This window comes from Spirosoma endophyticum (genome assembly GCF_900112365.1).
In the GTDB taxonomy this organism is placed as follows: domain Bacteria; phylum Bacteroidota; class Bacteroidia; order Cytophagales; family Spirosomataceae; genus Spirosoma; species Spirosoma endophyticum.
This window is the reverse complement of sequence record NZ_FOLQ01000016.1, coordinates 14,268-41,126: the sequence shown is the minus strand read 5'-3', so window position 1 is coordinate 41,126 and position 26,859 is coordinate 14,268. Positions and strand designations below refer to the sequence as shown.

At 49.9% G+C, this 26,859-nt stretch carries 24 protein-coding genes; 18 read left to right on the top strand and 6 right to left on the bottom strand.

What is annotated here, in order from left to right; all coding sequences use genetic code 11:
* The first annotated feature begins 42 nt into the window (after window positions 1–42).
* Both BM202_RS27130 and BM202_RS27125 read left to right on the top strand, forming a co-directional pair.
* Window positions 43–1,761: a GMC oxidoreductase gene (locus BM202_RS27130; protein ID WP_093832129.1), complete on the top strand. Its 1,719-nt coding sequence runs from the start codon at window positions 43–45 to the stop codon at window positions 1,759–1,761.
* 103 nt (window positions 1,762–1,864) lie between these two features.
* Entirely contained in the window at window positions 1,865–2,803 is a 939-nt protein-coding gene (locus BM202_RS27125) for an NAD(P)/FAD-dependent oxidoreductase (RefSeq protein ID WP_093832127.1), read from the top strand.
* Between the two features lie 188 nt (window positions 2,804–2,991).
* Here the strand turns inward: BM202_RS27125 and BM202_RS27120 are convergent, their stop codons facing one another.
* Window positions 2,992–3,447 carry a hypothetical protein gene (locus BM202_RS27120; protein WP_093832125.1) on the bottom strand — a complete coding sequence of 152 codons (456 nt, stop codon included), beginning with the start codon at window positions 3,445–3,447 and terminating at the stop codon, window positions 2,992–2,994.
* 69 nt (window positions 3,448–3,516) lie between these two features.
* Here BM202_RS27120 and BM202_RS27115 point away from each other — a divergent pair, with 69 nt between their 5' ends.
* The 4 genes from BM202_RS27115 to BM202_RS27100 all read left to right on the top strand — a co-directional run bounded on the left by BM202_RS27115 (window position 3,517) and on the right by BM202_RS27100 (window position 7,782).
* Complete coding sequence (locus BM202_RS27115; protein WP_394333807.1) at window positions 3,517–5,328, top strand: discoidin domain-containing protein; 1,812 nt, start codon at window positions 3,517–3,519, stop codon at window positions 5,326–5,328.
* 59 nt (window positions 5,329–5,387) lie between these two features.
* Complete coding sequence (locus BM202_RS27110) at window positions 5,388–5,897, top strand: GNAT family N-acetyltransferase (RefSeq protein ID WP_093832121.1); 510 nt, start codon at window positions 5,388–5,390, stop codon at window positions 5,895–5,897.
* Between the two features lie 67 nt (window positions 5,898–5,964).
* Window positions 5,965–7,212 (top strand): MFS transporter, encoded by a 1,248-nt coding sequence (locus tag BM202_RS27105; protein ID WP_093832119.1) that lies wholly within the window; start codon window positions 5,965–5,967, stop codon window positions 7,210–7,212.
* 30 nt (window positions 7,213–7,242) lie between these two features.
* Window positions 7,243–7,782 (top strand): putative metallopeptidase, encoded by a 540-nt coding sequence (locus BM202_RS27100; RefSeq protein ID WP_093832117.1) that lies wholly within the window; start codon window positions 7,243–7,245, stop codon window positions 7,780–7,782.
* Window positions 7,783–7,788: 6 nt separating this feature from the next.
* Here BM202_RS27100 and BM202_RS27095 read toward each other — a convergent pair whose 3' ends face one another.
* Window positions 7,789–11,355: a carboxypeptidase regulatory-like domain-containing protein gene (locus BM202_RS27095; RefSeq protein ID WP_093832115.1), complete on the bottom strand. Its 3,567-nt coding sequence runs from the start codon at window positions 11,353–11,355 to the stop codon at window positions 7,789–7,791.
* A 195-nt stretch (window positions 11,356–11,550) separates the two neighbouring features.
* On the opposite strand from BM202_RS27095, the gene BM202_RS27090 reads away from it, so the two are divergent.
* The 5 genes from BM202_RS27090 to BM202_RS27070 all read left to right on the top strand — a co-directional run bounded on the left by BM202_RS27090 (window position 11,551) and on the right by BM202_RS27070 (window position 17,390).
* Complete coding sequence (locus tag BM202_RS27090; protein ID WP_093832258.1) at window positions 11,551–11,946, top strand: GxxExxY protein; 396 nt, start codon at window positions 11,551–11,553, stop codon at window positions 11,944–11,946.
* Between the two features lie 75 nt (window positions 11,947–12,021).
* Window positions 12,022–12,993 carry an aldo/keto reductase gene (locus BM202_RS27085; protein ID WP_093832113.1) on the top strand — a complete coding sequence of 324 codons (972 nt, stop codon included), beginning with the start codon at window positions 12,022–12,024 and terminating at the stop codon, window positions 12,991–12,993.
* Window positions 12,994–13,125: 132 nt separating this feature from the next.
* Entirely contained in the window at window positions 13,126–13,809 is a 684-nt protein-coding gene (locus tag BM202_RS27080) for a response regulator transcription factor (protein WP_093832111.1), read from the top strand.
* Window positions 13,806–15,092 (top strand): sensor histidine kinase, encoded by a 1,287-nt coding sequence (locus tag BM202_RS27075; RefSeq protein WP_093832109.1) that lies wholly within the window; start codon window positions 13,806–13,808, stop codon window positions 15,090–15,092. The genes BM202_RS27080 and BM202_RS27075 overlap by 4 nt, the downstream gene beginning before the upstream one ends.
* A 108-nt stretch (window positions 15,093–15,200) precedes the next feature.
* Complete coding sequence (locus BM202_RS27070) at window positions 15,201–17,390, top strand: TonB-dependent receptor (protein WP_093832107.1); 2,190 nt, start codon at window positions 15,201–15,203, stop codon at window positions 17,388–17,390.
* Window positions 17,391–17,426: 36 nt separating this feature from the next.
* On the opposite strand, the gene BM202_RS27065 is transcribed toward BM202_RS27070, so the two are convergent.
* Entirely contained in the window at window positions 17,427–18,146 is a 720-nt protein-coding gene (locus BM202_RS27065) for an SDR family oxidoreductase (protein WP_093832105.1), read from the bottom strand.
* A gap of 334 nt (window positions 18,147–18,480) precedes the next feature.
* Here BM202_RS27065 and BM202_RS27060 point away from each other — a divergent pair, with 334 nt between their 5' ends.
* The gene (locus BM202_RS27060; protein ID WP_093832103.1) at window positions 18,481–18,849 is read left to right on the top strand and encodes a hypothetical protein; all 369 of its coding nucleotides are present in this window, start codon (window positions 18,481–18,483) and stop codon (window positions 18,847–18,849) included.
* 117 nt (window positions 18,850–18,966) lie between these two features.
* A complete protein-coding gene (locus tag BM202_RS27055; protein ID WP_093832101.1) occupies window positions 18,967–21,441 on the top strand; it encodes a TonB-dependent receptor in 2,475 nt (824 codons plus the stop codon).
* Window positions 21,442–21,562: 121 nt separating this feature from the next.
* On the opposite strand, the gene BM202_RS27050 is transcribed toward BM202_RS27055, so the two are convergent.
* Together BM202_RS27050 and BM202_RS27045 are read right to left on the bottom strand one after the other, a co-directional pair.
* Window positions 21,563–22,102 (bottom strand): YdeI/OmpD-associated family protein, encoded by a 540-nt coding sequence (locus tag BM202_RS27050; RefSeq protein ID WP_093832099.1) that lies wholly within the window; start codon window positions 22,100–22,102, stop codon window positions 21,563–21,565.
* Window positions 22,103–22,123: 21 nt separating this feature from the next.
* Window positions 22,124–23,125: a helix-turn-helix transcriptional regulator gene (locus BM202_RS27045; RefSeq protein ID WP_093832097.1), complete on the bottom strand. Its 1,002-nt coding sequence runs from the start codon at window positions 23,123–23,125 to the stop codon at window positions 22,124–22,126.
* Between the two features lie 208 nt (window positions 23,126–23,333).
* Here BM202_RS27045 and BM202_RS27040 point away from each other — a divergent pair, with 208 nt between their 5' ends.
* From BM202_RS27040 to BM202_RS27020, 5 genes are all read left to right on the top strand, one after another.
* Complete coding sequence (locus tag BM202_RS27040) at window positions 23,334–23,756, top strand: pPIWI_RE_Z domain-containing protein (RefSeq protein WP_093832095.1); 423 nt, start codon at window positions 23,334–23,336, stop codon at window positions 23,754–23,756.
* Between the two features lie 55 nt (window positions 23,757–23,811).
* On the top strand, window positions 23,812–24,060 hold the full coding sequence (locus BM202_RS27035; RefSeq protein WP_093832093.1) for a hypothetical protein: 249 nt from the start codon (window positions 23,812–23,814) through the stop codon (window positions 24,058–24,060).
* Window positions 24,061–24,172: 112 nt separating this feature from the next.
* Complete coding sequence (locus tag BM202_RS27030) at window positions 24,173–25,537, top strand: WGR domain-containing protein (RefSeq protein ID WP_093832091.1); 1,365 nt, start codon at window positions 24,173–24,175, stop codon at window positions 25,535–25,537.
* 1 nt (window position 25,538) lies between these two features.
* Window positions 25,539–25,787 carry a hypothetical protein gene (locus BM202_RS27025; protein ID WP_093832089.1) on the top strand — a complete coding sequence of 83 codons (249 nt, stop codon included), beginning with the start codon at window positions 25,539–25,541 and terminating at the stop codon, window positions 25,785–25,787.
* Window positions 25,788–25,967: 180 nt separating this feature from the next.
* Entirely contained in the window at window positions 25,968–26,429 is a 462-nt protein-coding gene (locus BM202_RS27020) for a pPIWI_RE_Z domain-containing protein (RefSeq protein WP_093832087.1), read from the top strand.
* A gap of 105 nt (window positions 26,430–26,534) precedes the next feature.
* Here the strand turns inward: BM202_RS27020 and BM202_RS36785 are convergent, their stop codons facing one another.
* Window positions 26,535–26,696: a lmo0937 family membrane protein gene (locus tag BM202_RS36785; RefSeq protein WP_143100767.1), complete on the bottom strand. Its 162-nt coding sequence runs from the start codon at window positions 26,694–26,696 to the stop codon at window positions 26,535–26,537.
* Window positions 26,697–26,859 lie beyond the last annotated feature (163 nt).

Sequence of the window (26,859 nt, the reverse complement as noted above, 5' to 3'; positions counted from 1 at the left end):
AACCCCTATCGACCCCTGACTAACGACTATCGACCATCATCCATGAACCTCAATCTTGACGCAAAAAAAGGAATGACCTACGACGCCATCGTCGTGGGCTCCGGCATATCGGGTGGCTGGGCCGCCAAAGAACTGACTCAGAAAGGATTGAAGGTTCTGATGCTGGAACGCGGGCCCGATCTTAAGCACGTAACGGATTATCCCACAGCCATGAAAAATCCCTGGGAGTTTCCACACCGGGGTAAAATCGAGCTTTGGGCCGCCGAAGAATACTGGGCCAATGCACGCTCTGGTGGGAAACCCGGCGAAGACCAGCGGCATATGTTCACTAAAGATGTGGACGTTCCGTATATCGAAAAGCGGCCCTACGACTGGATTCGGGCGTATCACCTGGGTGGCCGATCACTTGTTTGGGGGCGGCAAAGTTACCGGCTTAACGAACGGGATTTCACTGCAAATCTCGAAGACGGACACGGCACCGACTGGCCAATTCGGTATAAAGATCTGGCGCCCTGGTACTCCTACGTCGAGAAATTTGCGGGTGTTTCGGGCAATCGCGATGGGCTGGCGGTTTTGCCTGATGGCGAATTTGTGCCTCCTATGCAGATGAACAGCATTGAATTACTGGCGAAAGCGGGCATTGAAAAGAACTTCAAGAATCGTCATCTGGTGATTGGCCGTCCGGCCATTATTTCAGTTGCGCAGAAAGTCCACACTGATCTGGGTCGGGCGTCGTGCCAGTTCCGGAATTTATGCGTGCGCGGTTGCCCGTATGGTGCCTACTTTAGTACGCAATCTGCTACGTTGCCAGCTGCCGTGAAAACGGGTAATCTGACCGTCATCACGGATAAGATTGCCTATCAGGTTATTTATGATGAGCAGAAAAATAAAGCCACTGGCGTTCGGGTCATCGACCAGAACACAAAGCAAACGCAGGAGTATCACGCCAAAATCATCTTCCTGAATGCATCAACAATGAACACGGCCTGGATTATGATGCAATCGACCTCCAAGCGTTTCCCAAACGGCCTGGGTAACGATTCTGACCAGTTGGGCCGCAACCTGATGGATCACCATCTGGGCGCCGGAGCATCGGGTGAGTTTGAGGGTTTGCAGGATACGTACTATTTCGGTCGGCGGGGCAACGGGATTTATATTCCCCGCTTCGCCAACTGGGGTGACGATAAACGAAAAGATTTTGTACGGGGATTTGGTTATCAGGGCCGTGGCGCCCGTCAGGACTGGGTGGCGGGAGCCACTAAAGATGGTTTTGGACCGGAATTTAAAGACAACCTAACAAAACCAGGCCGCTGGGAATTTAACATCGGTGGCTTTGGCGAAACCTTGCCTGATCCTACCAACCGAATGCGCCTTTCCAATAAAAAAGACCAATGGGGTTTACCTATCATTGAGTTCGATGCCGCCTGGGGCGAAAACACGGTGGGTATGCGTAAAGCGATGATGAACGATGCCGCCGAAATGCTGGAAGCGGCTGGTCTGAAGAACGTTAAGACACGTAACGACAACACCAAGAACCAGGGGATTGGCATTCACGAAATGGGTGCCGCGCGCATGGGCCGCGATCCAAAAACGTCGGTGCTCAATTCCTGGAATCAGGTATGGGGTGCCAAAAACGTATTTGTTACGGATGGCGCAGCCATGGTTTCCTCCTCCTGTGTGAACCCGTCGCTGACATACATGGCCCTCACTGCCCGCGCAGCCGCCCACGCTGTCGGCGAATTGAAACGCATGAATTTGTAGTCGACCCCGGCTATATATAAATTAAAGATACGACCTTTCTTTTAAATGCAACAATGTTGCATTTAAAAGAAAGGTCGTATCTTTGCTGCGAACAATTAATACTATGCAGCAGAAAGATCTATTCGACGTCATCATTGTGGGAGGCAGTTATGCCGGACTCAGCGCGGCTATGACATTAGGCCGTTCGTTACGTAACGTTCTTGTTATTGACAGCGGCAAGCCCTGCAATCGGCAGACGCCCCATTCGCATAATTTTCTGACGCGCGACGGTGACACACCCGCTACCATTTCGGCCATTGCCAAAGAGCAAGTCCTTCAATATCCAACCGTCTCTTTCCTGAGTGATTTAGCGACCAACGCTTACACTGAATCAGGTGGCATTGTGGTAAAAACGGCAACAGGCCAGCAGGTTAGGGCAAAGAAATTAATCCTGGCAACCGGTGTCGAAGATCTGATGCCGCCTATTCCTGGCTTTCCTGAGTGTTGGGGTCGGTCGATATTGCATTGCCCATATTGTCACGGCTACGAAGTTCATGGTCAGCGGCTTGGGATTCTGGCAAATGGTGATACGGCTTATGAAATGGTGCGACATATTCAGCATTGGAGCCCTACAATGACGCTGTTCACGAATGGGCCTGCCACCCTTACCTCCAATCAGCGACAGGTAATCGACCAACTCAATATTCCAATCCTCGAAACCGAAATAGCGGCTATTGAGCATGAGAACGGTCAGCTAAAAAATCTGCGCTTTATGGATGGGTCTGCGTATGAATTAGACGCTATTTTCAGTCGGGTTCCGTTTCGGCAACATTCCGATTTAGCGAACCAACTGGGGTGCGATCTTGCCGAATCGGGTTTAATTAAAACCGCCGAATTTGGGCAAACCAACGTAGCGAGCGTCTATGCTGCGGGCGACACTATTTCGCCCATGCGCCAGGTTTCACTAGCCGTACTGAAAGGAAATCTGGCTGGTGTCTGGATAAATCGTGAGTTGATCGAAGAAGATTTGGCAGTTCGTTTACAAGCCAGCATTCAATACTAGCCGTTTATACTCTAATAAATAGCCTGGAAGCCTGTCACGGCCAGCTTACAGGCTGTTGGCCCGGAAAAATGGGCAGGCAATACGTCCGGATTCGTCAATAAAAGATCGTATGGATACCAAAAACGTTCATACGACAGCGGGAAGGCTGAACAGGCTAGCAAAGAAACTCGGCAAGCTGAACAATCATTTCACCGACGCTTCAGCCATGTATACACGCCAGCCGTTACTAACCCACCGACCAGATACCAGCCAATTGTCATGGCTGCCGTAGCGGGGGTTCGCTTCGTGGGGGCGGTTCCTAATCCCATCGGCCCGGGAAGCCCAACGGCTCCCACACCGGCCGCCAATCCAAGAGCACCTCCTGCCAGCACGGCATGCTTCGGTTTTGCCAGACCAACCAGACTGTAATACAGTGCGTTGGAAACAATGTCGCTTCCTAATGTCCAGGTATAAAGGGCATCGCCGGTAGGTGGTTCCTGACCGACTTTTTTCACCATCTTTTTGATAGCCCGCTCACCCACAATATCAACGCGGGGAGCCTCGTCAACAAAATGGCGGACGGTTTCATGGAGGATATTCAGGGCGCAGGCACCAGCCAAGCCGCTGCCCAGTGATTGCAGGATCGTTTTGTTTATATTAGCCATAGGTGTTTAACTTGTGAGCCTGTAGAAATGTTAATTACTCCACCTAACCCTTGATAGTCCGTGAGATTCCTGACCTTATTTCTTCTGATAATCTGTCTGGAAAGGCCTTTTGTTCAGGCTCAGCAACAGGCAACTACCCATACGTATTGTAATCCAATGGACATCAGCTACCGGTACAATTTTGAGCAACTGAACGAGAAGATTTCGTACCGTTCCGGAGCCGATCCGGTTATCATTAACCACAAGCATGAGTATTATCTATTCGTCACGATTCAGGGCGGCTGGTGGCACTCAACCAATTTGGTTAACTGGAAATACATTGTTCCCGACAAATGGCCGATGGAAGATATGTGCGCCCCGGCGGCCCTGTCGGTTCGTGATACGTTGTACTTGTTTCAATCCACCTTTGAGCAAAGACCTATCTTCTATTCTACCGAACCCGAAAAAGGGAAGCTGAAATTCTATAACCGCTGGCTGCCACGCCTGCCCAAAGACATTGGCCCGTGGGACCCGGCTCTGTTTCACGACGATGATACCGACAAGTGGTATATGTACTGGGGTTCATCGAATGTCTATCCACTTTTTGGCGCTGAATTAGACAAAAAGCGCAATCTGACATATGCAGGTAATAACCCGGCAGAAGCCTACAAAGCTATGCTCTGGCTTGATCCTTACAAACACGGATGGGAACGCTTCGGTCCTAATCACTCCGACCCGTTTAAACCATTCACCGAAGGCGCCTGGATGACCAAATACAAGGGAAAATATTACCTGCAATATGGCGCGCCCGGCACCGAATACAACGTTTACGGCAACGGTACGTATGTCGGCAAAGATCCGTTGGGACCATTCGAGTATGCGCCTTACAATCCCGTCGCTTATAAACCGGGAGGCTTTGCTACGGGCTGCGGCCACGGCAATACGTTTCAGGATAATTTTGGTAACTACTGGAATACGGGCACTACCTGGATTGGCTACAACTGGGGCATGGAACGGCGAATTGTGATGAATCCGGCTGGTTTCGATAAGGACGACCAGATGTTTGCCAATACTCGTTTCGGCGATTTTCCGCATTACCTACCAACCAAGAAAATTCCGAATCAGAGCGGTACGGATAGCGATGCGCTTTTCACAGGCTGGATGCTGCTCAACTACAAAAAACCCGTTGCCGCGTCATCCACCTTATCCATTGCTACGGATACGATGCGGGTTGCGGCCAATGTTGTGGATGAAAACCCACGTACCTTCTGGGTGGCGGCTCATAACAAACCGGGCGAAACGCTAACGTCTGACCTGGGTGCCGAGCGGGAAATCCGGGCCGTTCAGGTCGACTACATTGATTACAAGCAAACCGTTTATGACTCCGATTCGACGGTTTATACGCAGTTCAAAATCCTGACCTCAACCGATAACAAAAAGTGGGACGTAGTGGCCGACCTCACTAAAGAACCCAAACGCGACCGGGCCTCGGCTTATGTCGAACTGAGTAAGCCTGTACGGGCGCGCTATGTTCGGTATGAGCACATATACGTAGCGGGTTCCCATCTGGCAATCAACGCCTTCCGTGTATTTGGCAATGGGTCTGGTAAGGTTCCCGTTACGCCTGCTACGTTAACCGCCAAACGACAGAAAGATCAGCGCAACGCCGATCTTTCCTGGAGTAAAGTGCCCGGCGCGGTTGGTTACAATATTCGCTGGGGCATTGCGCCCGACAAGCTCTATCAGAACTACCAGTTCTGGAATGATGAGCCAAACACGTTCGAGCTCCGGGCTTTAAATGTCGGCGTACCGTATTACTTTGCGATCGAAGCCTTTGACGAGAATGGTGTATCGGTATTGAGCAAAGTTGTGGACGATGGTTCAGGTTTGGGTAAGCCATAAGTGTTGACTATCAGGGATCATCTATGTAGCTTACAGCCCATGAGTTATCGCGTTATCCTATGACGTTTACTTTCCGAAACGACCAGCCTGATCTGGCCATTGACATACTACGTGAGGTTGGCCAATGGCTGGCAGAAAACGACCGTGAACTTTGGGAGGTGGATACCCTTACCCCGAAGAATATACTGGATCAGTTCACAACGAATAATTTGTACGTAATGTACGCTGATAAGCAGGATGGCACAACGCCAGAACCCGCTGCGGTTTTCATTCTACAATGGGAGGACCCGCTTTTCTGGCCCGACGTACCAGCCAATACATCCGGATTCATTCACAAATTAGCCATTCGACGACCATTTAATGGGCAAAATCTGTTTGCGACTATCCTTGACTTCAGCCGGGACGAGTGCCTGAAACGAGGCATTAAAACCCTGCAACTCGAAACCGATGCTACGCGGCCCAAGCTTATGCAATTTTATGAGCGACACGGCTTCCAACCAACGTATCAACGAGCCATGGAGGAATTTGGCCAATCGTTTCTTTCTCAATTTTATGTCTTGCCGCTTTAAAAAGGCGAACCGTATGCATGGGACAACGTTATAGCATAGTCCCATTAACCTGGCAACCCTTTCATCCATGCCAAACCGTCGGCCCGTCCGCGATTACCGTCTGCTTCATATTTATGCTATTATCTTCATTGATGTGGTCGTTGGCTCGGCGGTGGGGCCGATTTTGCCGGAATTTGTAAAGGGTCTGGAATGGCCTCAATTATGGCTTTCCGTCGGTACGGCTCTGTTTTTGGGGATGCAGTTATTTTCGGCTCCCCTGCTGGGAAAACTCTCCGATGGTTACGGACGCCGACCCATTTTTATCATCTCTGCCATTGGTACGTTCCTGGCCGATTGTCTGCTATTACCCGTTCGTGTCGGTTATTATTTTGCGAACCGGATCAGCGATGGTACCACGAATGGTATGTATGCCACGGTTCGGTCGGCCATCACCGACATTTCGCCTAAAGAGGAGCTGTTTAAAAATCTTGGCATTGAAGGGGCCATTCTCTCGCTCGGTTTTGTCATCGGTCCGGCGATATCGGGCCTATTATTAACTCTGTTTGACGTAGTGCAGGGTAATCAGGCTAAAGTCGTAGCTATTATGGCCGTCACGCTGTCGGGCCTGAATATGATTCTGAGCTGGACCCTTCGCGAAACGCATCCGAACCCACCCGGTGTAGAGGCAGCTGCCCTGAAAACTGAACTGGTACAGTCCATCAATGTACATACTCTTTGGACACGTTTATTAGCCAAAAACCGTCAATATCCAGGCTTGAAACAGCTGGTGCTCATGCAATTAGGCTTAACCTTGAGCATCGGCTACTATTTCTATTTCGTTACGTTCGCCAGCTTCGGTGAATTGAAAATGGATGCCAAAGCCATCTCGTATTTTTTCATGTATTTTGGCGCATTGGGCGTCATTATCAGCTACGTGTTTTATACCTACATCGCGGATCATATCAATCAACGCCGGGCCATTTTCTGGTTTGCGCTGCTAGGTGTACCCATTCTGATTGGTTATGGCCTGGTGGGATCGTCGATGGTCTGGCTGTATATCCTGATCACGATTGATTGCCTGACGTTTTCACTCATTCAGGGTTTGATTGAAGGACTGATGGCGAAACTGACAACAGATGAGGACCGTGGTGAAATTTTCGGCATCAACCAGGCTCTTCAGGGATTGGCCAGTTTCGTCACAACGCTCATTTTCGGGGGATTGGCGCTGCTCGACTTACGCTTACCATTCGGCTGGTTTGCGGCTTGTCTGGCAGCTGTTGCGTGGCTGGCCTGGGAACGGTTGCCAGCCAAGCTTGCAAACACTCGACCAACGTAGTAGCTTTAAGGTATTCCTAAGCTAGTCTTTATGCGTTCGTTTTTAGCATTGACTTTATTGGCAATCAGTACATTGATCGGCTGTCAACGTGATTCAGACTCACAACCTGAGCCCGTGCAGTACATCGTACCGGCAGAGGTTGAGCCGTTTATTCAAGTCTTTCGAGACGAGGCTCAGAAGCGAAACAACGCTGTTTCAACGACCAATCTGATTATCACGTTTGGCACGACACAAAGCGGGGATGTGTGTGGACAGTGCCTGCTGCAGAGCGGAAAAACACCCCGCATTACCTTGAACAATGATGCATTCTGCTGGCAGCAAGCCAGTCAGTACGAACGCGAATGCCTGATTTTCCATGAACTGGGCCATTGCCTGCTGAAGCGGGAGCATAAAATAAATCGGTTTCCCCATGGCGCTTTTGTTAGCCTGATGAACCCCGATAATGTGGATGTATACGCTACGTGTCGCTACCCGATTGGTGGGGATGAGTGTGACAAGCGCCCACGCCGGGACTATTATATCGACGAGCTTTTTGATCCATCGACACCCACACCCGCCTGGGGAAAATAAGCTCCATTATTGCACCCGAAACAGCTTTACGCCCACCACCGGCCGACCATCTGTGGTGATGCCCTGCACGGTCACACGTAGTGTTCTCACCACATCCGACAAAGGGAACGTCACCTGGCTACGACCCTGTCCATCGGTTTGCATAACGGGTTTCCAGTACAATACGTCCCGACGATCGACGCGTGTTGATGCAGTAGCCTGCGCTTCACTGGTCTGATCGGGTTCGTAACGCGGTACGTAAAACTCTCGCAGAACTGACGGGTAACCAATGAGTTGGACAGGCTTCATACCTGCTTTTTGGTTCGTCGACGGCTGGTCTGCGCGAAAACGTTTGGAATAAAAAGCAATCACCCCATTCCCCCCACGAACGCCATATATTCCGGCCGTTCCCGCATTTTTCAGCACTTCGATTCGCTCAACATCTCCCGGATTAAAGCTCAGCAAGGCGGTCCCCTCCGGGTCCTGAATGGGTACGCCATCTAGCAGAAACAGCGCTTGTGGACTACCAACCAGGGTACCCATTCCACGAATAACCACCTGATAACCACCGGTTATCATCTGAGATACGCTTACCCCCGCCACCCGGCCCCGAACCATTTCGTAGAGATTAGTAAAGCGGGGGGATCTATCATCAAACATTAACGTAGCATCGGCTCCATTATGGAGACTTCTTTGCCGAATGTCGTCTGGCCGTTCGTCATATTTCCTGGCACGAACCGTAACTTCTTTCAAGAGTTTGGCAGTTTTGTCGCGATACAAATCAGCATCAGCCTCCTGACGCACTTTAACGGCCTCCAGTTGCGCCTGCAAAGCCGTCCAGTTCGGTAAACCATTGATTGTATCCGGGTCCCATGAACTCCCCGGGCCTTCCAGAACGTAGTGCGCGTCTTTGTCCTGCATATCTTTCAATTGCCGATCAGCGAGTTGCGTCATCAGGCTCAGGGTATCGGCAATGGTGAGGCCCGCCAATCGAAACCGTCCTTTTTCATCGGTCCCCGCCGACCGCACAAAGGACTGACCGGGCGCGGTAGAGGCCACAATAAGCTGCGCGCCGGCAATCGGTTGATTTTTTGGATTCAGCACGCGTCCCATCAGCGACACGCCCCCGAGCAGCTCAGTAGCGGGCGTTCCTCGCACCCGTCGCCAGCCCTGCGTCAGTAGCAGGTCATCCAGCGCCCGGCGCGTTTCGGGCAGGCTGTTTCTGAAGTAAACGCCAGGCTGCTCAACACGCCCTCTAAGTTCGCCCGTCAGCAATAGATGTGTCTGAATGGTAGCTTCAGCGGTATCCTCAGGAACTTGTTCAGCATCGGTAATGGAGGCCGACAGCGCTGCTACAGTTGGTTGGCCATCATCGTTCAGATTGAAACTCATGACGACCTGCCCGCGCGGTTGATAACGCGTCCTATTAACCGCCATCAGCACCCGAACGGGCGGCAGGCGCTCTGGCAAAAATACCAGCCGTTCGGCCTGCGGGCGGGCAGCGGCATCGTATAACGTTAGTTGATGGAGGCCGGAAGGTAGGGTGGCAACAGGCAAACTAATACGGGCTATGCCATTCTGTAACAGAATTTTATGCTGACCAGCCAACCGACCCTGCTGTTGAATCAGCACATAAGCCGAATCTTTCACAGGACGATTGGTTCCCATAATGGTTAATGCCAGTTGGTTGGTGTCACTGACCACGTCGGCCGATAGCAATAATCCTTCGGTTTCGGCTGGGGGCAATTGAGCCATTCCCGACAAGCGGTGACTATGTTCGGGGTGAACGCTCAGTACCTTTGCACGATACGTATGGCCTGATACGGGCGTCATCACGACACTAGCCATGCCATACGGGCTGGTTGTAAAACGCGCGACCTCCATGCCTGCGTCATCAAGAATACTACCAATCGCAGATCGGCCATGTCCATCCGATGCTATGACTTTGACTCCTAAGCGAGATGGCAAACCCGCTACCCAACGACCCCCTTCGGGCAATATCTGCACATCCAATGGTTTCCGGGTGGTGTCAGGCAAGATATTAGACGTACCGCGAAGCAGGTTATATACCGATATAGATCGCTCAAAAGCGGGACGGTGCTGTCCATCGTCCTCATCTGTGTAGGCACGCAACCGATACGTACCAGAAGCCAGCGAATCCGACAGCCGGAAATTACCCGTTGCGCGACCGTCCGTTAATCGCAACCACTGGTGCTGAACAAGATTTCCGGCGGATGTTAGTAAATCTACGTGGATAGCGGTTTCCCCAACTGGCCGACGATTCGTAGCAGCATCGAGCAAGTACGTACTAAGCCACAGGCGATCACCCGTAGCGTAGAATGGTTTATCGATATGAACAAATAAAACCGGTGCCAGGTCATGAAATCGATCGTTGAAAGCCATTGTAATCCGACCCAGCCGGGCATCGGGCGGCAGGAGTTTACCCTGCGTCGCTACGGGTGCATTAACGGTTGGACTAGCTTCAAGCTGAGTAGGTTTCCAGTCGGCGGGTAGCATGGTTGACAGGCGATCATCGGCCAGCGAACCCTGTATTTCGACACCAAACGGGAGCGTAATGGTACCGTCAACCGTAAGCTGCATTTGCTTGTTGGGTAATTGAATCTGCGAATAGGCGTACCGGGCATCTGTATAGGGAGAGTAATTCGACACGCCATTGGTGTAAAAAACCACCAATGGCCGTTCCGACACGAGCCGTCGTTCGAAGGGCAATCGCCCCGGTTGAATCAATTCCTTAACCTTAAGCGGCAGCAAATGCCCATTTAAGGAGCCTGCCAGGGTTGCGCGATTAGTAACACTTCGGGCGATTGGCACAGCCATATTTTCCTGATAGACCAGAAATCCCTCGCGCTCATACGTACTGTCGATCAAACTGGCCATCAAATGCCGGGTTGATCCCTTGTAAGCTGCCAGGCGATTCCGCCGAAATCGGTTAGCCTGCCGATCATCGGCCGGTTTTAGCTCCTCAAAACGCGTTGTGCCCGCGTAATACACTTTCTGAAATGTCCCATCGAAATACAGGAGGTCATACCAGACTTTGTAGCCCAACGCATGATTGTCAATAATGATCGGTTCGGTAGCCGTTGCGGTCAGATGCCCTTTCTCCTCATGAAAACTAAGGGCATCACTATTCATAATTTCGCACTGTCCACCAAATGGCTCGCCGAGCAGTTGTTTTTTAAACTGCTTGAGGTGTTGCTGCCATTTCTTGGGGTTTCCGCGAACCGTTACGGTAGCCAGCGTCTGATCGCCGGGCTTCAGGCGAAAATTGGCGGTTTTGGCCTGTGCATCATCTATTCGCAAAGTAAGCCGCTGTGGTTGATAGCCTACAAATGACGCAACGACTTCGACGGTACCAAGCGGAACACCCACCAACGAATAATGCCCCTGTTCATTTGTCGTCGTGCCGTGCGTACTGCCGTTCAGATAGACGTTGGCAAACGGCATTGGCTTTCCGGTTGCAGCATCGGCAACGTAGCCAGATAGCGTAACGGTTGTCGTCTGGGCATGCGCAATTGGCAGTAACCAGCCTACAAGGCAGGCAATCAACCAACCGATAGCATGCCGACAGTTCATTGATAATCAGCCGTTAGTTCGCTATTTCAAAAGGCACAATGTAAGTGATTTTACTCATGCTTTTTAATTGTCCACAGAGGCACAGAGAACACAGAGTTTTTTTACTTTTTCTCCGTGTTCTCTGTGGACAATTAAAAATAAGTCACCGTAAATTAAAATAATTATACATTTTTGTGTAATAGAACTCTGATGGCTATGAATGAAGATATTTACAACACGCTCAGCCGCAAAATTATAGGTGCTTGCATTGAAGTGCATCGTGAATTGGGAGCAGGACTTTTAGAAAGTGTATATGAAGAATGTCTGGCATTTGAATTGACAACGTTAGGACTTTATGTTGAACGGCAGGTTGAATTGCCTGTTATCTATAAAGGTCAAATGCTAAACAAAACATTTGTCATGGATATAGTAGTTGAAGAGCTGATCGTACTTGAGTTAAAAGCGGTACAAACGCTGATTCCGCTTAACCATATACAAACTATGACTTATCTTCGGATGGCTCAAATGAAACTGGGCCTTCTGATCAACTTCAACGTTGAACTCCTGCGTGATGGCATTCATCGTAAAATCAATGGAAAACTAACTGAATAGTAACAGATTGTCCACAGAGCAATTCTCCGTGTCGCAACGGCGAACCGCTCTGTGGACAATTAAAAAATCTCAATTATGAATTATCGCACATTTGGCCGCACAGGCTGGGAAGTCTCTGAAATTGGTTACGGTATGTGGGGGCTGGCTGGCTGGACCGGCTCCGACAAACAGGAAGTGCTACGTGCCCTCCAACGCTCCGTTGAACTGGGCTGCAATTTTTTCGACACCGCCTGGGCTTACGGCGATGGCGTCAGCGAGGAAATTTTGAATCAACTACTAAAAGACAACAGCGACAAGCAATTATATGCAGCCACTAAAATTCCGCCAAAAAACCGGCAGTGGCCGTCGAAATCAGCGTCTAAGTTGGCCGACGTATTTCCAGCAGATTACATTGTGGAATACACTGAAAAAAGTCTGAAAAATCTCGGCGTCGAAACGATTGATTTGCAACAGTTTCACGTATGGGAAGATGCCTGGGCCGATCAGGATGAGTGGCAGGAAGCCGTGACGAAACTAACGCAACAAGGCAAAGTACGCGCCTGGGGGATCTCGGTAAATCGCTGGGAGCCAGACAATAGCCTGAATACGCTACGTACTGGCCTGATCGATGCCGTGCAGGTGATCTACAACATCTTCGACCAGAATCCCGAAGACCATCTGTTCCCACTGTGCCACAAACTGAATCTGGGCATCATTGCCCGTGTACCATTCGATGAAGGAACGCTCACCGGTACGCTCACCAAAGAGACGACCTTCCCGGCCAGCGACTGGCGTTCAACTTATTTTGTGCCCGAAAACCTTAACAGCAGCGTTGATCACGCCGAAACACTACGTCCGCTCGTCCCCGCTGGTATGACGATGGCCGAAATGGCGTTACGGTTTATTCTGAGTAACCCCGATGTTCACACGACCATTCCTGGCATGCGTCAGATACGTAACGTTGAAGCGAATATTGCCGCCAGTGATGGAAGCGGTTTATTGCCCGAATTACTACACGAATTAAAAGACCACCGTTGGGACCGAACACCCACCGAGTGGAGCCAATAGGTTAATGTATGATACACGGTTTATGGTTTACGGCGGTCCGTCGCTACGTTGAGCTGACCGGTGCAGCATTAGGGTGCTGACGCGCCAGCCCAACGTAGCGACGGACCGCCGTAAACCGTAAACTATAAACCAATGAAAATTCTCTTAATCGAAGACGAACCTGCGTTGCAAACGGCCGTCAGGAAATACCTGGAAGGTGAAGGTTACACCGTTACACCAGCGGATACGTATCAGCAAGGAGCCGAAAAAGCGCATGATTACGACTACGATTGCGTAGTGATCGACTTAATGCTGCCCGACGGTAACGGGCTTGATCTGGTTCGGGACTTGAAACGTCGGCAGTCAACGGTGGGCATTATTGTTGTGACGGCGAAAGATGCCCTTTCCGACAAACTTACCGGTCTCGACGCTGGAGCCGACGACTATCTGACAAAGCCCTTTCACTTGCCCGAACTCAACGCCCGGCTCCGGTCGGTACTACGTCGGCGGCTTTTTGGCGGACAGGCCCAAGTGATCGCGGGTGCGCTTACGCTCTGGCCCGATCAGCAGCGGGTGAGCATAAGCGACAATGATATTAAACTGACGGGTAAGGAGTATGAATTGCTGCTGTTCCTTATTATCAACGCTGAACGATTACTCTCCAAATCGGCCATTGCCGAACACGTTTGGGGGGATGCGATGGATGCCGCCGACTCGCACGAGTTTCTATATACGCACGTCAAAAATCTGCGCAGGAAACTTATCGGGGCCGGTTGTCCCGATTATATTCAGACCCGTTATGGAGCAGGATACGTTTTTTCGACTCGAACGCCATGAGCCTGTTTAGTCAGACAGCCCGCTATCTTTTGCTAACGGCATTTGCCATCGCATTGGTAGGCGCTGTTGGCTTTTACACGCTCATTCACCAAAAAATTCGACACGAGGTAGACGAAATTCTGACAAGTCAGGTTAAACAAACGGAACTTCGGCTACAAAAATTACCGGTCAACAACGTATCGGATTGGGACAACAACCCACGTATTGAGCGTGTGATGACGCCGATAAGTCCAACATTCACCGACATAACGGTACGGGATTCACTAGGGTCTAATGAGCTAATCCCAATACGTCAACTGCAAGCAACGGTATCAGCTAAAGGGCAGATTTACCTGATCACCGTACAACTGCCCTATTACGAATTTAATGAACTGACCCGGGAAATGTCCGTGGGCGTCATTGTTGGCTTTTTACTACTGATGGCGTTGTCGGTTACCATTGGTTTAGGGTTATCACGTAGGCTATGGCGACCATTTTACTCAACGATTGATCAACTCGGGAGTTTCCGGCTCGATGAGGCAAGTGGGTATGCATTTCCGGAAAGTAGCATCAAGGAATTCCGTTTGCTGGGGCGCTCACTGAATGAATTGACGCAGAAACTAGGTCGACAGTTTTCATTGCAGAAACAGTTTACCGAAAATGCGTCGCACGAGCTGCAAACGCCACTAGCGGTAGCATCGGCCGAATTGGAACTGCTCCTGCAATCTGAACACCTAACCGAAGCTGATCACACACATCTGCAACACATTACGGATGCGCTCGGCCGAATGAGTCAACTGAATCGCTCATTACTTCTGCTTACTCAGGTCGAAAACGATCAATTCGCCAGGGATGACGTACTGGATTTAAGTGAGTTGCTCAATAGTTATACAGATGAGTACGAGTCCTTTTTTGAGCATAAGAACATGACTGTCAGGCGAAATATTGCGCCTGATGTACACCTTCCAATGAATCGGCAACTGGCCATCGTACTACTGACTAACTTATTAAAAAATGCGGCCCGGCATGGAGGTGCCCGGCATAAAATAAATGAAGGCTTCGTTAGTATCGAGTTAACGGCTGATGCACTTACCATTCAAAATACAGGCAACCCATTACCGTTTGCTGATAACCTATTATTTAATCGCTTTGTAAAAGATCCCGCCCGTCCCGACTCAACGGGTTTAGGCCTGGCGCTGGTCAGGCAAATCTGTGATCGCTACAGACTACCACTAACGTATCAATATGATGCTGACCAGGGAAACCACTCGTTTCAGGTTGGTTTACTTCAGCAAAGGGTGTAACTCGCCAGGAAGAATTTTCCGTAGCTGAGCACATTTCTTGGCCGAAAACTACTTCTTCAAATTCTCTCCATAATTCATCCCGAAACTTGCTGACAAATGCTGTAAGTGATGAAAAATCTGTTTCTCGTTAGTCTGTTCATGCTGGTTATCGCGCCAGTGTTCGGCCAAACCAATCGTATCATTCGGGTTGAGGACAGCCTGACGCACGAATCCATTATTGGGGCTACAATCCGTACATCTATCAAACCAATTATAGGAGCCGTTACCGACGTCAACGGTGTGGCTAGACTTAACAATCTGCCTGGTGATGTTAAATCCTTAACAGTTAGCGCCGTGGGTTACGAAACCGAATCATTTCCCATAACCGTTACGTCCGACACGCTGGTTTTTCGGCTTAAGTCAGCAAATGAGGTCATTGACGAAGTGACGGTAACGGCTACCCGTACCAATTCCCGAATTGACGATTTACCCATCAAAGTTGAGGTATTGGGTCAGGAAGATATGGACGAAGAAAGTGCCGTTGTGCCAGGCAATGTGAGCAGTATTCTGGGGGATATTTCAATTATTCACATCCAGCGAACGTCGGCGGTGAACGGCAACCAGGCCATCCGGATGCAGGGGCTAGATCCAAAATACACACAGATTTTGCGGGATGGATTGCCACTCTACGAAGGTTTTTCGGGTAATCTGGGCGTGTTGCAAATTCCACCACTGGATTTGAAGCAGATTGAAATCGTTAAAGGCTCCGTTTCAACGCTCTACGGCGGTGGCGCCATCGGCGGAATGATCAATATTGTATCCAAATCACCAACGTCTGAAAAGCCCGAGTTTACGGCACTGCTCAACCACTCGAATCTGAAAGAAACCAATCTGAACGCCTACTATTCACAGCGATACGGCAAAACGGGCTTGACCTTGTTCAGTGGTTATACAAACCAGCAGGCGGTAGATGTAACAGGGGATGGCTTTACGGATAGCCCTCAAATTAAGCAGTTCAACTTTCACCCGCGTTTTTTCTGGAATCCTACGGATCATACCAAACTTGACATCGGGTATGCCTTCACAAACGAGCATCGCGAGGGTGGCTACTTGCCGGCCCTCGAAGGATCGCAGCCAAACGCCTATCGAAACATCACTGACCTTCAACGTCATACCATTGATTTCAACGCGAGCCATAATACGTCAGAAACTAATGCAGTAACGTTTAAAGGCGCTGTCAGTACGTTCCATCGCCAGAATACCGATTATCAAAAACTATCCGACGGACGCCAATCGTCGGTTTATCTGGAAGCCAATGATCTAACCCGGTTCGGGAAACAACAGCTCATCGTCGGTGCGAACCTAACAGTCGAAGCATTCCGTAAAAATCCTGACAGTACCCGACTGGTGGATTACACTTATAGCACAATGGGTGCCTTTGTGCAGGACGACTGGCAGGTGGGAGAAAAAGTGGCCATACAAGCCGGATTGCGCGTTGATCACCACAATACGTTCGGCAACTTCCTGCTACCCCGATTGTCAGTAAAACTCAAACCGTCCGAACCCTGGACAGTGCGACTAAGCGTTGGCACGGGTTACAAAACTCCGAATCTATTTGTGAACCAGACGCCCGGCGCCTTAAACGTCAGCCTGATTTTCCCGCGTCTGCTGCCCATCGACGTAGCCACCGTAAAGGCTGAAAAATCAGTGGGCGCGAACGTCGACATTGCGTTCGCTAAATCGTTTGAAAGTGGCTTCTCCGTTCAGGTCGATCAAGCGTTTTATTATACCTATGTCAACACGCCGATTCTATCAGCCTTTGCCAGTACGTCGAGTAACCTGGGGGCCTATACGCAATTGATCAACGCCCCCTATAATTTGTTCAGCATTGGAACAGACACCTACGTTCGACTCGAATACAAAGCTTACGAATTGTATTTTGGCTACAACCATACCCTCGCCCGGCGAGACGGACCGACTGATAATACGTATCTGCCACTTGCTCCCCAGGATAAATTTTCAACCACCGTGGCCTGGGAAAACGACCATTTCCGCTTTGGGATCGAAACCAGTTACGTAGGCACGCAATACCTCTACAACAACCAGAAGGTAGCTAATTACTGGTTCTTCGCCGGAGCTGCCGAATACCACTACAACGACCACTGGCGATTGGTGCTGAACGCCGAAAACCTGTTCAACGTCAAACAGGCCAACTACGAAACCGTCGTAAGCGGTCCAGTCACCCAACCATCTTTCCGCCCGATCTGGGCGCCATTGGAAGGACGCATTGTGAACGTAGCGTTGAAGTACACATTGTAAAGAATGATGAATGATTACGGATTCGTAATCATTCAATCAATACTCCTGTTCCAGCGGATGTACCATGAACTCATCAATCACGACGTGGGCGGGGCGGCTGACGATGAAGAGCATGGATTCGGCCATGTCTTCGTTTTTAAGCCAGTTTCGGGAGGATTCAGCACCGGGTTTATTATGAAAATGGGAATCGACCAGCCCGGAATAGACGCCCGTCACTTTGATGCCGAATGGCCGGACTTCTTTACGTAGCGCCCCCATGAACGCTTCCTGCGCGTACTTGCTGGCCGTGTAGAGCGACCCGCCCGCGAAGGTGCGCTTCGCTACGTCGGAGGCCACGACAACAATGTGTCCCGAACCTTGGGCTTTCAGCGTTGGCAGTGCCGCTTTGGTCAGTAAAAACGTACCTTTCACGTTGGTGGCCATTACGTCATCCCACTCAGAAACCGATATATCTTCTACGTTTTTGAAGATGCCGAACCCCGCATTGTTGATCACTACATCGATACGTTTGAATTGATCGAGGGCGGTTCGCACGACGGTTGCTACGTCCGATTCGCTGGTAACGTCGCCCGATACGGCTACAATTTTTCCGCGCGTGTGTCCTTCGGTGGCTTCCTTTTCGAGCTGTGTCAGCTCGTCAGCGTTGCGGGCTGTAACGACGACGTTGGCGCCATGGCCGGCCAGAAGCAAAGCGGTTGCCCGGCCAATACCACGCGATGCGCCGGAAATTATAATAGTTTTGTTTTCTACAGTCATGGCATTATTTTGAAAACCGAATTATCGGTCCTGCACAAAGTTCGCAAAGGATAGCGTAATGTTCGCAAAGAAGTTGAGGGTTCGTGACCTTCGATGTACTGGCATTACTTCCATCCTAAAACTATATTATCCCTGCTCTTGTGGGCCTTTACATACTAAAACCTAGTTTTGGCTTTCCATTATTGTATTATTCAATTCATGATTAGTACAATTATCAGCTTACAGTAAATAGATTTTTAGATTTACCTAAAAACACGCAACTTGTGCTGACAAATACGTAGTACTTTTGTAAAAATGTTTGCGTCCTGATAATCAACCAGTAGCAAACAAAAAGATGATTGATTGGCTTCAAATACATCGACTTCGGTTGGCTCGTGTGCTGCTTGGCCTATTCCTGGCTATGTGGCTCAACGGAGTTGTATTTCGCCATGCCCACCGCTTGGTAGATGGTCGACTGATTGTTCACGCTCACCCCTACTGGCCTTTCGGCAAAGGTCCCATTCTCCCTAATAATCACACCGCTCAGGAGATTTTGCTGCTGGACTTAGCGGCTCATGTACCTGTTGTTGTCAGTGCTTTTTTTGCGTTTCTTTTTCTGCTACGTAGTCGTCAGCAAGCCGTTTTCCGGTTCACTGAGCGGCCTTTTCGGGCTGTTTCCCCTTTCCGCTGCTTCTCGCACCGCGGCCCGCCCGTCGTTTGGTAATTTCCTGATTTGCTTACACTGGCGCACACGCTGGTGATCAATCCTGTATGCCATCAGAGCGTCCAATTCCTGGTACACGCTTCTGCTGGTACGCCAAACCAAACGACAACCTCTTTCATGAAATTACTTCTTCTACTGATTAGCCTCGGGCTAACGGGGGAATTTGCCTATGCGCAGCCATCTCCTACCCGAATTATTCGTGGATCTGTCACCGATATCGACAGCCATAAACCAATTTCCTATGCAACTGTAAGCGTAGTAGGTCTCAACAAAGGTGCTCTTACGGATGCGCGGGGCCAGTTTTCCATATCCATAAAAGCGGATTCATTACCGCACAATCTGATCACATCGTATATCGGTTATAAATCCGATACGGTACAGATTCAGCCCGAAACCACTACGTTTGCCATCACCCTATTGCCCATTGTCAATGCCCTCAACGAGGTCGTGGTAACGGGCGTAACACGGGGTACGCTGCTACGACAGAATCCGGTGGCGATTCTGGCTATTTCGCGTCGGGCCATCGAAAATACCACCAGCAGCAACATCATCGACGTACTGGTTAAAAATGCACCGGGGCTGAATGCCGTTAAAACCGGACCTAACATCTCAAAACCGTTTATTCGGGGATTGGGCTATAACCGGGTTCTGACGCTTTACGACGGCATTCGGCAGGAAGGCCAGCAGTGGGGCGATGAGCACGGCATCGAGGTCGATAATTACAACATCGACCGGGCCGAAGTCATTAAAGGGCCAGCCAGTCTGATGTACGGTTCCGATGCGCTGGCGGGTGTCGTGAGTATGATTCCTACGTATCCGAAAGACACAGAAGGCAAAATCAAGGTGGGTCTTGTGTCAGAATACCAGTCGAACAATCGGCTGCTGGGTGAGTCGATCAGTTTGGCATCGGGTGGAGCACGCTGGGCCTGGAATATGCGTGGTTCGCTGCGGGCGGCTACAAATTATCAGAACAAAGTGGATGGCCGGGTCTACAACACCGGCTTTTCGGAGAAAACACTAACGGCCATGGTGGGCTATTCGGGACCTCGTGGGTATTCCCGCTTCGGCGCTGCGCTTTACGACAATTTACAGGGCATTCCCGATGGTAGCCGGGATTCACTCACCCGCCAGTTTACGAAGCAGGTTTACGAATCCGATCGTGACGATATCCAGCGTCGCCCAATTGTTCCAGCTAGTGAACTTTCATTGTACAAACTGGGGCCGCTGCATCAGCGCATTCAGCATTACCGGCTTCACACCAACAACCATTATCAGGTCGGCAACGGAGAAATCGACGTATTGATGGCCTTCCAGCAGAACGTGCGCCGGGAGTACAATCACCCCACGCAACCTGATCAGCCAGGCTTATTTGTCCGACTCAATACGTTCAATTACGGGGTGCGCTATAACCTGCCGGAAGTAGCGCACATCGCGGCCACCGTGGGGGTGAATGGTATGTACCAGTCCAACAGGAACAAAAATGGGACGGATTATCCCATCCCAGATTACTCACTTTTCGATGTTGGTACGTTCGTTTTCCTGAAATGGCAGGCCGATAAACTGACCCTGAGTGGTGGGGCGCGCTACGATCAGCGTTCGTTACGTGGTGATGATTTTTACGTGCGCAACAATCCCAAAACCGGTTTTGACACGCACGTTACGTTGCCCGATACCGCCGGAGCAACCCTTCAGTTTCCGCAATTACGACAGTCGTTCACCGGCATTTCGATGAGTCTGGGGATGGCTTACGAATTCTCCGATAAACTGGCGCTGAAAGCCAACATCGCGCGCGGGTATCGGGCACCGAGTATCACCGAGATTGCCTCCAACGGCCTGGATCCAGGAGCGCACATTTATTACATCGGCGACCGGAATTTCAAACCCGAGTTTAGTTTGCAGGAAGATATTGGCCTGACCCTCACGCTGCCTGACGTGAATATTGGCGTCAGTGTTTTCAATAATTACATCCAGAACTACATCTCGCTCGCTCAGTTAGTCGACGCTAACGGCGAGTCGATTATCCTGATACCGGGCAATAAAACGTATCAATACCAGCAATCGTCAGCACAACTGTATGGCTTTGAGACCCAGTTTAGTCTGCACCCAACCGGCTGGCGGGGCTTTAGTTTCGATAATAGTGTGGCGGTGGTATATGGCTATAACCGGGGAAGCCGGTTTTCTGATGCGGGCCTGCAGGGCGAATATTTACCGTTTATTCCCCCCTTTCGGGTTTCGACGGGCGTAAGCCAGACACTGGGCTTCAAACGTAACTGGCTATCGGACATCACGGTAAAAGCCGACGTGGACCATAACGCCAAGCAGGATCGGTATCTGGCCCTGAACAGTACCGAAACGTTTACACCCGCCTATACGCTCGTTAATGCCGGTGTGGATGGCCTCATCCGCTTCAGCCAGAATAGCCCCGGCATGCGGCTTATCTTTCAGGTAAATAACCTGTTCGACGTGGCTTATCAGTCGAACTTAAGCCGGTTAAAGTATTTTGAGTATTTCACCCAATCGCCAAATGGTCATCTGGGTATGTACGGTATGGGCCGTAATCTGTGCGTGAAAGTGATTCTTCCGTTTAACTAGTCTGAACCGCCAGGCGGCCCCGCAGGATTTATGGGATTTAATTGACTGACTATGATTTTATGGACTGGCTTTCTCTGAAAGCAAAATCATAGTCGGTCAGAAAAATCCCATAAATCCCGGTTCACTCCTTCTTCTTAAAATAACGGATCATCCCGCCATAGTCCAGACCCATCGCCAGACCACGTAGTGATTTAGCAATGCGGTCGGCTTTGGTTTCGGGGGTTCTGGCCTCTTCAATCCATTTGCTGAAATAGTTCTGATGGCTTTTGCTCAGTGAATTAAAATGCTTGAGTGCGTCAGGGTCATCTTCTAGACAAACCAGCAAATCAATCGATTGCGGAACTGGATCAGTATCAACCTCCAGGCTAACGCGTACCGTTTCGCCTTCTTCGGATTTCCCAGTTCCCCGGCGCATGTCGGCATTGATGGGCATCATGAATCCACCTTCTAAACCGTCGGTGATACGTTCCACCGATTTGCCCATGGGAAGAAGGGCAATCAATTTAATCGGATGATTGTCCAGCGTTCCCTTTACCCGGAATGATGTTTTCTGACCGGGTTTCAGTGTGTCGGTAATGGCAACCGGAATTTCGATGTAGGTCCAGCGAGTTTTATCGCCTTTTTCGCCGAATTTCTGAAGGATGGTTGTGAAAGTGGGCATGGTACGTTCGTTCGAATAAAATCAATACCCAGCCAACGTAGCGGCAAGTGACTCTTTCATGTCCTGTACTAAACTGGCAGGTTTCAGCACTTTCAGATTTTCGCCATAACTACGCAGGTGCATGAGCAGGTCGCGGTTGGGAGCCAGGCGCAACCGCACGACGCATTCGGTATCGGTATCGCTCAGGACTTCCTGCGTCTGGTGAATCGGTTTGGCTTTCACGTAGCGCCCAAAGAGTGGCGTAAATGATAACACAATCTCCTCAACCGGGCCACTGCTGTCCGTAATGCCGTAAATATGCTCGAACAGTTCACTCACGCTGGTCAGCACGGCGGGCGGAATAGCACATTGATCCGGTAGGAGTTCCAGGCCGATCATTCGGTCGAGGGCGAAGGTTCGTTCTTTGCCCGTGTTTTCGTCGTAGCCAATTACGTACCAGCTATCGCCCACTTCCCGCAACAAAATCGGGTGCAGGGTGCGGAGTTTAGGATCAGGTTCGGGGCTGTCGTGCTTACTGTATCGAAACTCGATTTGCCGATTCTGATTGACCGCCCGGATCAACATCGGTACGTAGTGGCGATTACCACCCAGAATCTTTTCTTCGACATACACCACCCGACGGGTTAGTCCTTCGGTTTTTACCTCCCGAATGATGTCGAGACTTTGCCGCACTTTCTGGAGGGCATTGGCCAGTTCCCCCGCCACCGACGCCCCCTGCGTAGCGGTCAACACCTCGCGGGCATAATCGAGAGCCTCCATGTCATCGGGCGAAAGCATGAGCCGAAGCAGGCGGAATTGCGGATCGGTATAGTAGTAGCCGTTTTTACGTTTGTCGTAGGCAATGGGCGCGTCGTGATCTTCCCGCAGCCGTTGAATGTCTTTCTCTAGCGACGACAGCGACCGAATGCCGTATTGCTCGCGGCAAAGCTCAAACAACCGTTGTTTGGAATACTGGCGCGGGTAGCGACTGATTACTTCGTCGATCAGACGGTAGCGCTGGAAGGCAGAACGGGTTATTGGCATGTTTCTTTAATTTATAACACGGAGATACACGGAGGAAAACAGAGATACACAGAGAAAATAGACTAAATGCTTTGTGTATTTCTATTTTCTATGTGTCACAACCTTCCCACAAAAAAGAGAAAATATTTTGCACAAAAAAAGAAGACCGTAAAAAGATTACGTGCATCCGGGTAGAACTTTGTTCTGTGAATTTTAAACAACGATACTAATGAACACTCTCTTTCAATCCTCAGCACAATGGTCAACACCGGTTGATACTCCCCGCCCAGCCAAACGTGCTACGTTATCGGCCGGACAATTGTTAGACATCGAATTGGGCTTATTCCTATTATCTCAACTGCTGCCAACGGCCCCGCCCGATATTCTGCCGAACCTCCTGCATGACAACGGCTCCACGTTCCTGGATCGCCCGACCTGGACGCCTAAACAGCATAAACTCCTGAATCGGGGCCGGATGTTGCTGAGTCATATTCAACAGAGCCATGTATGGTCAGCTTTGCTGGATGCCTATACCACCATCCCCGACCGGTTACAGGCTTACGACATTAGTAACGATCGCTGCCGGTTCAGTGAGAAGACCGTCGGATTTTTCCGCAATCGCATCATTACGTTACGGCAGATGGCGAGCTAAGGTAAGCTCATTTGCACAACATGGTTTTAAGTTTTAACCCTCAAAGCTGGCTATAATGAACGCAACCCTGAAGCAAATCACTCCTTCTGCCGTCTGTCTGGCGGCTACCACATTAATCCTGGCGGAGGGCAGCACCTCTACGCTTATCGTTCAGCAATCACTACGTAACCGGGGCTATCGGGCCAATCAGGCCGAGGTATCGAAATGGTTAGGCGTAGTCGCGCTGGCCGAAGGCTGGGCTATCAACGACGATGGCTTATTCCGGGTGTATAATTTCCCGACCCTCGGTGCTATATCGCAATAAGTACAGACTGGATTTTATCGATCAGGCGTATTCGTTAGAATCGAAAGCATAAAAAGAATCTACCGATGATTCTGTGGATTCTACATTCACCCAACTACTTATTCCCTGAATTATGCTCATGAATCTGCTTCGGCGATTGAAAAATTGGGGTGCTCCATCCACTACGTTACAACAAATTAAGCCAACGTCCATTACGACGTCAACGACCTCTAATACCTTAACGGTTTCCGTATCACCTACCTCTACTACTACAGATAAACACCTCCGCACGCTGAAACTCATTATGGTGACGGCGGAGAACAACAACAAATATTATGAAATGCGCGAGAACGATACTGATACGTTCACTGTGCAGTATGGTCGGGTCGGCGGTACGTATAGCACGGCTACTTATCCTGTGGCAAGTTGGGACAAAAAGTTTCGCGAGAAAGTATCAAAGGGATACGTAGACCAGACGCATTTGTATGCCGATAGTACTGCAACACCCGATGCCAGCACCATTACAAACCCAGCCGTGCGCACCCTGATGGCTCGACTCATGGAGCTAGCCAATCTATCCATTTTCCAGAACTACGTAGTGACGGCGCAGCAAGTGACGCGCAAACAGGTTGAAACGGCCCAGCAAGTACTCGATGAACTGGCAGCCTTGGTCACCCTTAACCTCGATACGGCAGTTTTCAACAATAAATTGCTCGACCTTTTTAAAACTATTCCCCGAAAAATGGGGAAAGTACACGACCATCTGGTTCTCAAGACACCGCAATCGGCGGATGATCTTCAGGCGCTGCACGACCAGTTGGCCAGCGAGCAGGATACGCTTGATGTTATGCGCGGCCAGGTTGAACTGGCTCAATCACAACTTACGCCGGAAGAAACACCCGTCAGCCTGCTCGACAGCATGAACCTGACAGTTGAGCCCGTTACCGATAAACGTGTCCTTACCCTTATTAAACAGATGATGGGGCCGGACGTAGACAAATTCGACGCAGCATTTAGCGTTAAACAGGCCGCAACGGAAATTGCATTCGACCGCTACGTTCAGCAACGCCCCAACCCCAAAACGCAGTTGCTGTGGCACGGCAGCCGTAGCGAAAACTGGATGTCTATTTTAAAAACGGGTCTGTTGTTACGTCCTGCCAACGCCATCATTACGGGTAAAATGTTTGGTTACGGGATCTACTTCGCCGACCAGTTCAGCAAATCACTGAATTACACATCTCTACATGGTTCCGTGTGGGCGAAGGGTAGTCAGCAGGAAGCCTATCTGGCGATTTACGAAGTACATGTAGGCGAACAATTCGTCATAAAACAACACGAAGGCTGGCATATGTCGCTGGATAAAAAGGGATTAGAAAACGTTAGGCCAACCTATGACTCGGTGTTTGCTTGCCGGGGTGTCAGTCTGCAAAAAAACGAATTCATCGTGTATCATCCGGCGCAGTGTACTGTTCGGTACGTCGTCAAAATCAAGGCATAGCATGAAAGCAGGACAGAAGAAAATCAACCGGCAGGCACTCCGTCTGGCCGCTACAACCCTGATTTTAGCCGAAGGTTGTACCACAACCCTGAATGTCAAAACGTTCCTTCGCCACCGTGGCTACCGGGCATATCAGGCAGACGTATCGAAAGGACTTTTTGCCGTAGCGCAACAAGAAGGCTGGGCTATCAATGACAATGGAGCCTTTAGAGTCTACTACTTTCCACGGCTTGCTGCACTACCACAGTAATATTTTTAAACACAGAGCCACAGAGATCATACAGAGTTTAAATGATTCACTGCCAGAAAATTAGAAATCTGTGGTCTTTGTGCTCCGTGTTTAAAAATATTTTCAAAATAAATATAAGACCGTAAAAACATTACGTTCACAGGGTGCGATCTTTGAATAGAACAGTAAACAACAACACTAATGAATACTTCGCTAACCTCCGCATATCCAACTGCTCGCCCAGGCCTGACGAATCTGCTACGTTGGCAGGAACCCCTCGTTACCCGACTTCGCTACCGTCACGCACTGCCGGGCATGGTCGCCAATCGCCTGCTCAATGTCGAACTAGGCATATACCTGATGGCCGAGTTGCTGCCATTAATTCCACCCCAGTTTTTGCCCGATTTGCTTAACGGCCAGGGAACCGTTTATCGGTTGCGGCCCATCTGGACACCACAACAACACCGCACACTAAACCAGGCCCGGACATTGCTGGCTCCTTACCGCGACCGCACGGTCTGGCTCAAAGCGCTGGACAAATATGCTACGTTAGCGCCCGAGATGCGGACTTTTTCGGTAAGTGGCCGGGGCGGCTGGAACTCTGAAATCAGTAGTTACACCTTGCGCGAGCGGCTAAATCTATTTCAGGAAGTGCTGGCGTAAGATCAACCAGTAAAACAGCCTCTTCACATATCGCAAAAGGGCCAGTAATGACATATATGTCGCTACTGGCCCTTTCAACATTTCACTTATTACGTAATGGGATTATTAGACGCTTCGCCCTTGAATTAACCGAAGTATGATCATAATTACGGCAATTACAAGCAATACGTGAATGAGGCCACCCATTCCAAAGCTACCAAATCCTAAAAAACCCAGTAGCCAGATGATAATAAGTACTACTGCAATAGTATACAATATGTTGCCCATGGTTGTTAGTGATATAGGGATTAGTGATGTAATAAGTAAAACTATAAACATCGCAAAACGTTTAATAAATATGAGCGAACGGTTTTTTCGGGTTAAACTATTTAAGGAGATAACTGTCTTTATAACGGGCTATCAATCAGGCCCCTTACTTAACAAATAAACG

What these genes read in the sequence shown, in the direction of transcription:
- BM202_RS27130 (WP_093832129.1), top strand. Translation starts at nt 43, where the DNA reads ATGAACCTCAATCTTGACGCAAAAAAAGGAATGACCTACGACGCCATC.
- BM202_RS27125 (WP_093832127.1), top strand. Translation starts at nt 1,865, where the DNA reads ATGCAGCAGAAAGATCTATTCGACGTCATCATTGTGGGAGGCAGTTAT.
- BM202_RS27120 (WP_093832125.1), bottom strand. Translation starts at nt 3,447, where the DNA reads ATGGCTAATATAAACAAAACGATCCTGCAATCACTGGGCAGCGGCTTG.
- BM202_RS27110 (WP_093832121.1), top strand. Translation starts at nt 5,388, where the DNA reads ATGACGTTTACTTTCCGAAACGACCAGCCTGATCTGGCCATTGACATA.
- BM202_RS27105 (WP_093832119.1), top strand. Translation starts at nt 5,965, where the DNA reads ATGCCAAACCGTCGGCCCGTCCGCGATTACCGTCTGCTTCATATTTAT.
- BM202_RS27100 (WP_093832117.1), top strand. Translation starts at nt 7,243, where the DNA reads ATGCGTTCGTTTTTAGCATTGACTTTATTGGCAATCAGTACATTGATC.
- BM202_RS27095 (WP_093832115.1), bottom strand. Translation starts at nt 11,355, where the DNA reads ATGAACTGTCGGCATGCTATCGGTTGGTTGATTGCCTGCCTTGTAGGC.
- BM202_RS27090 (WP_093832258.1), top strand. Translation starts at nt 11,551, where the DNA reads ATGAATGAAGATATTTACAACACGCTCAGCCGCAAAATTATAGGTGCT.
- BM202_RS27085 (WP_093832113.1), top strand. Translation starts at nt 12,022, where the DNA reads ATGAATTATCGCACATTTGGCCGCACAGGCTGGGAAGTCTCTGAAATT.
- BM202_RS27080 (WP_093832111.1), top strand. Translation starts at nt 13,126, where the DNA reads ATGAAAATTCTCTTAATCGAAGACGAACCTGCGTTGCAAACGGCCGTC.
- BM202_RS27075 (WP_093832109.1), top strand. Translation starts at nt 13,806, where the DNA reads ATGAGCCTGTTTAGTCAGACAGCCCGCTATCTTTTGCTAACGGCATTT.
- BM202_RS27070 (WP_093832107.1), top strand. Translation starts at nt 15,201, where the DNA reads ATGAAAAATCTGTTTCTCGTTAGTCTGTTCATGCTGGTTATCGCGCCA.
- BM202_RS27065 (WP_093832105.1), bottom strand. Translation starts at nt 18,146, where the DNA reads ATGACTGTAGAAAACAAAACTATTATAATTTCCGGCGCATCGCGTGGT.
- BM202_RS27060 (WP_093832103.1), top strand. Translation starts at nt 18,481, where the DNA reads ATGATTGATTGGCTTCAAATACATCGACTTCGGTTGGCTCGTGTGCTG.
- BM202_RS27055 (WP_093832101.1), top strand. Translation starts at nt 18,967, where the DNA reads ATGAAATTACTTCTTCTACTGATTAGCCTCGGGCTAACGGGGGAATTT.
- BM202_RS27050 (WP_093832099.1), bottom strand. Translation starts at nt 22,102, where the DNA reads ATGCCCACTTTCACAACCATCCTTCAGAAATTCGGCGAAAAAGGCGAT.
- BM202_RS27045 (WP_093832097.1), bottom strand. Translation starts at nt 23,125, where the DNA reads ATGCCAATAACCCGTTCTGCCTTCCAGCGCTACCGTCTGATCGACGAA.
- BM202_RS27040 (WP_093832095.1), top strand. Translation starts at nt 23,334, where the DNA reads ATGAACACTCTCTTTCAATCCTCAGCACAATGGTCAACACCGGTTGAT.
- BM202_RS27035 (WP_093832093.1), top strand. Translation starts at nt 23,812, where the DNA reads ATGAACGCAACCCTGAAGCAAATCACTCCTTCTGCCGTCTGTCTGGCG.
- BM202_RS27030 (WP_093832091.1), top strand. Translation starts at nt 24,173, where the DNA reads ATGCTCATGAATCTGCTTCGGCGATTGAAAAATTGGGGTGCTCCATCC.
- BM202_RS27025 (WP_093832089.1), top strand. Translation starts at nt 25,539, where the DNA reads ATGAAAGCAGGACAGAAGAAAATCAACCGGCAGGCACTCCGTCTGGCC.
- BM202_RS27020 (WP_093832087.1), top strand. Translation starts at nt 25,968, where the DNA reads ATGAATACTTCGCTAACCTCCGCATATCCAACTGCTCGCCCAGGCCTG.
- BM202_RS36785 (WP_143100767.1), bottom strand. Translation starts at nt 26,696, where the DNA reads ATGGGCAACATATTGTATACTATTGCAGTAGTACTTATTATCATCTGG.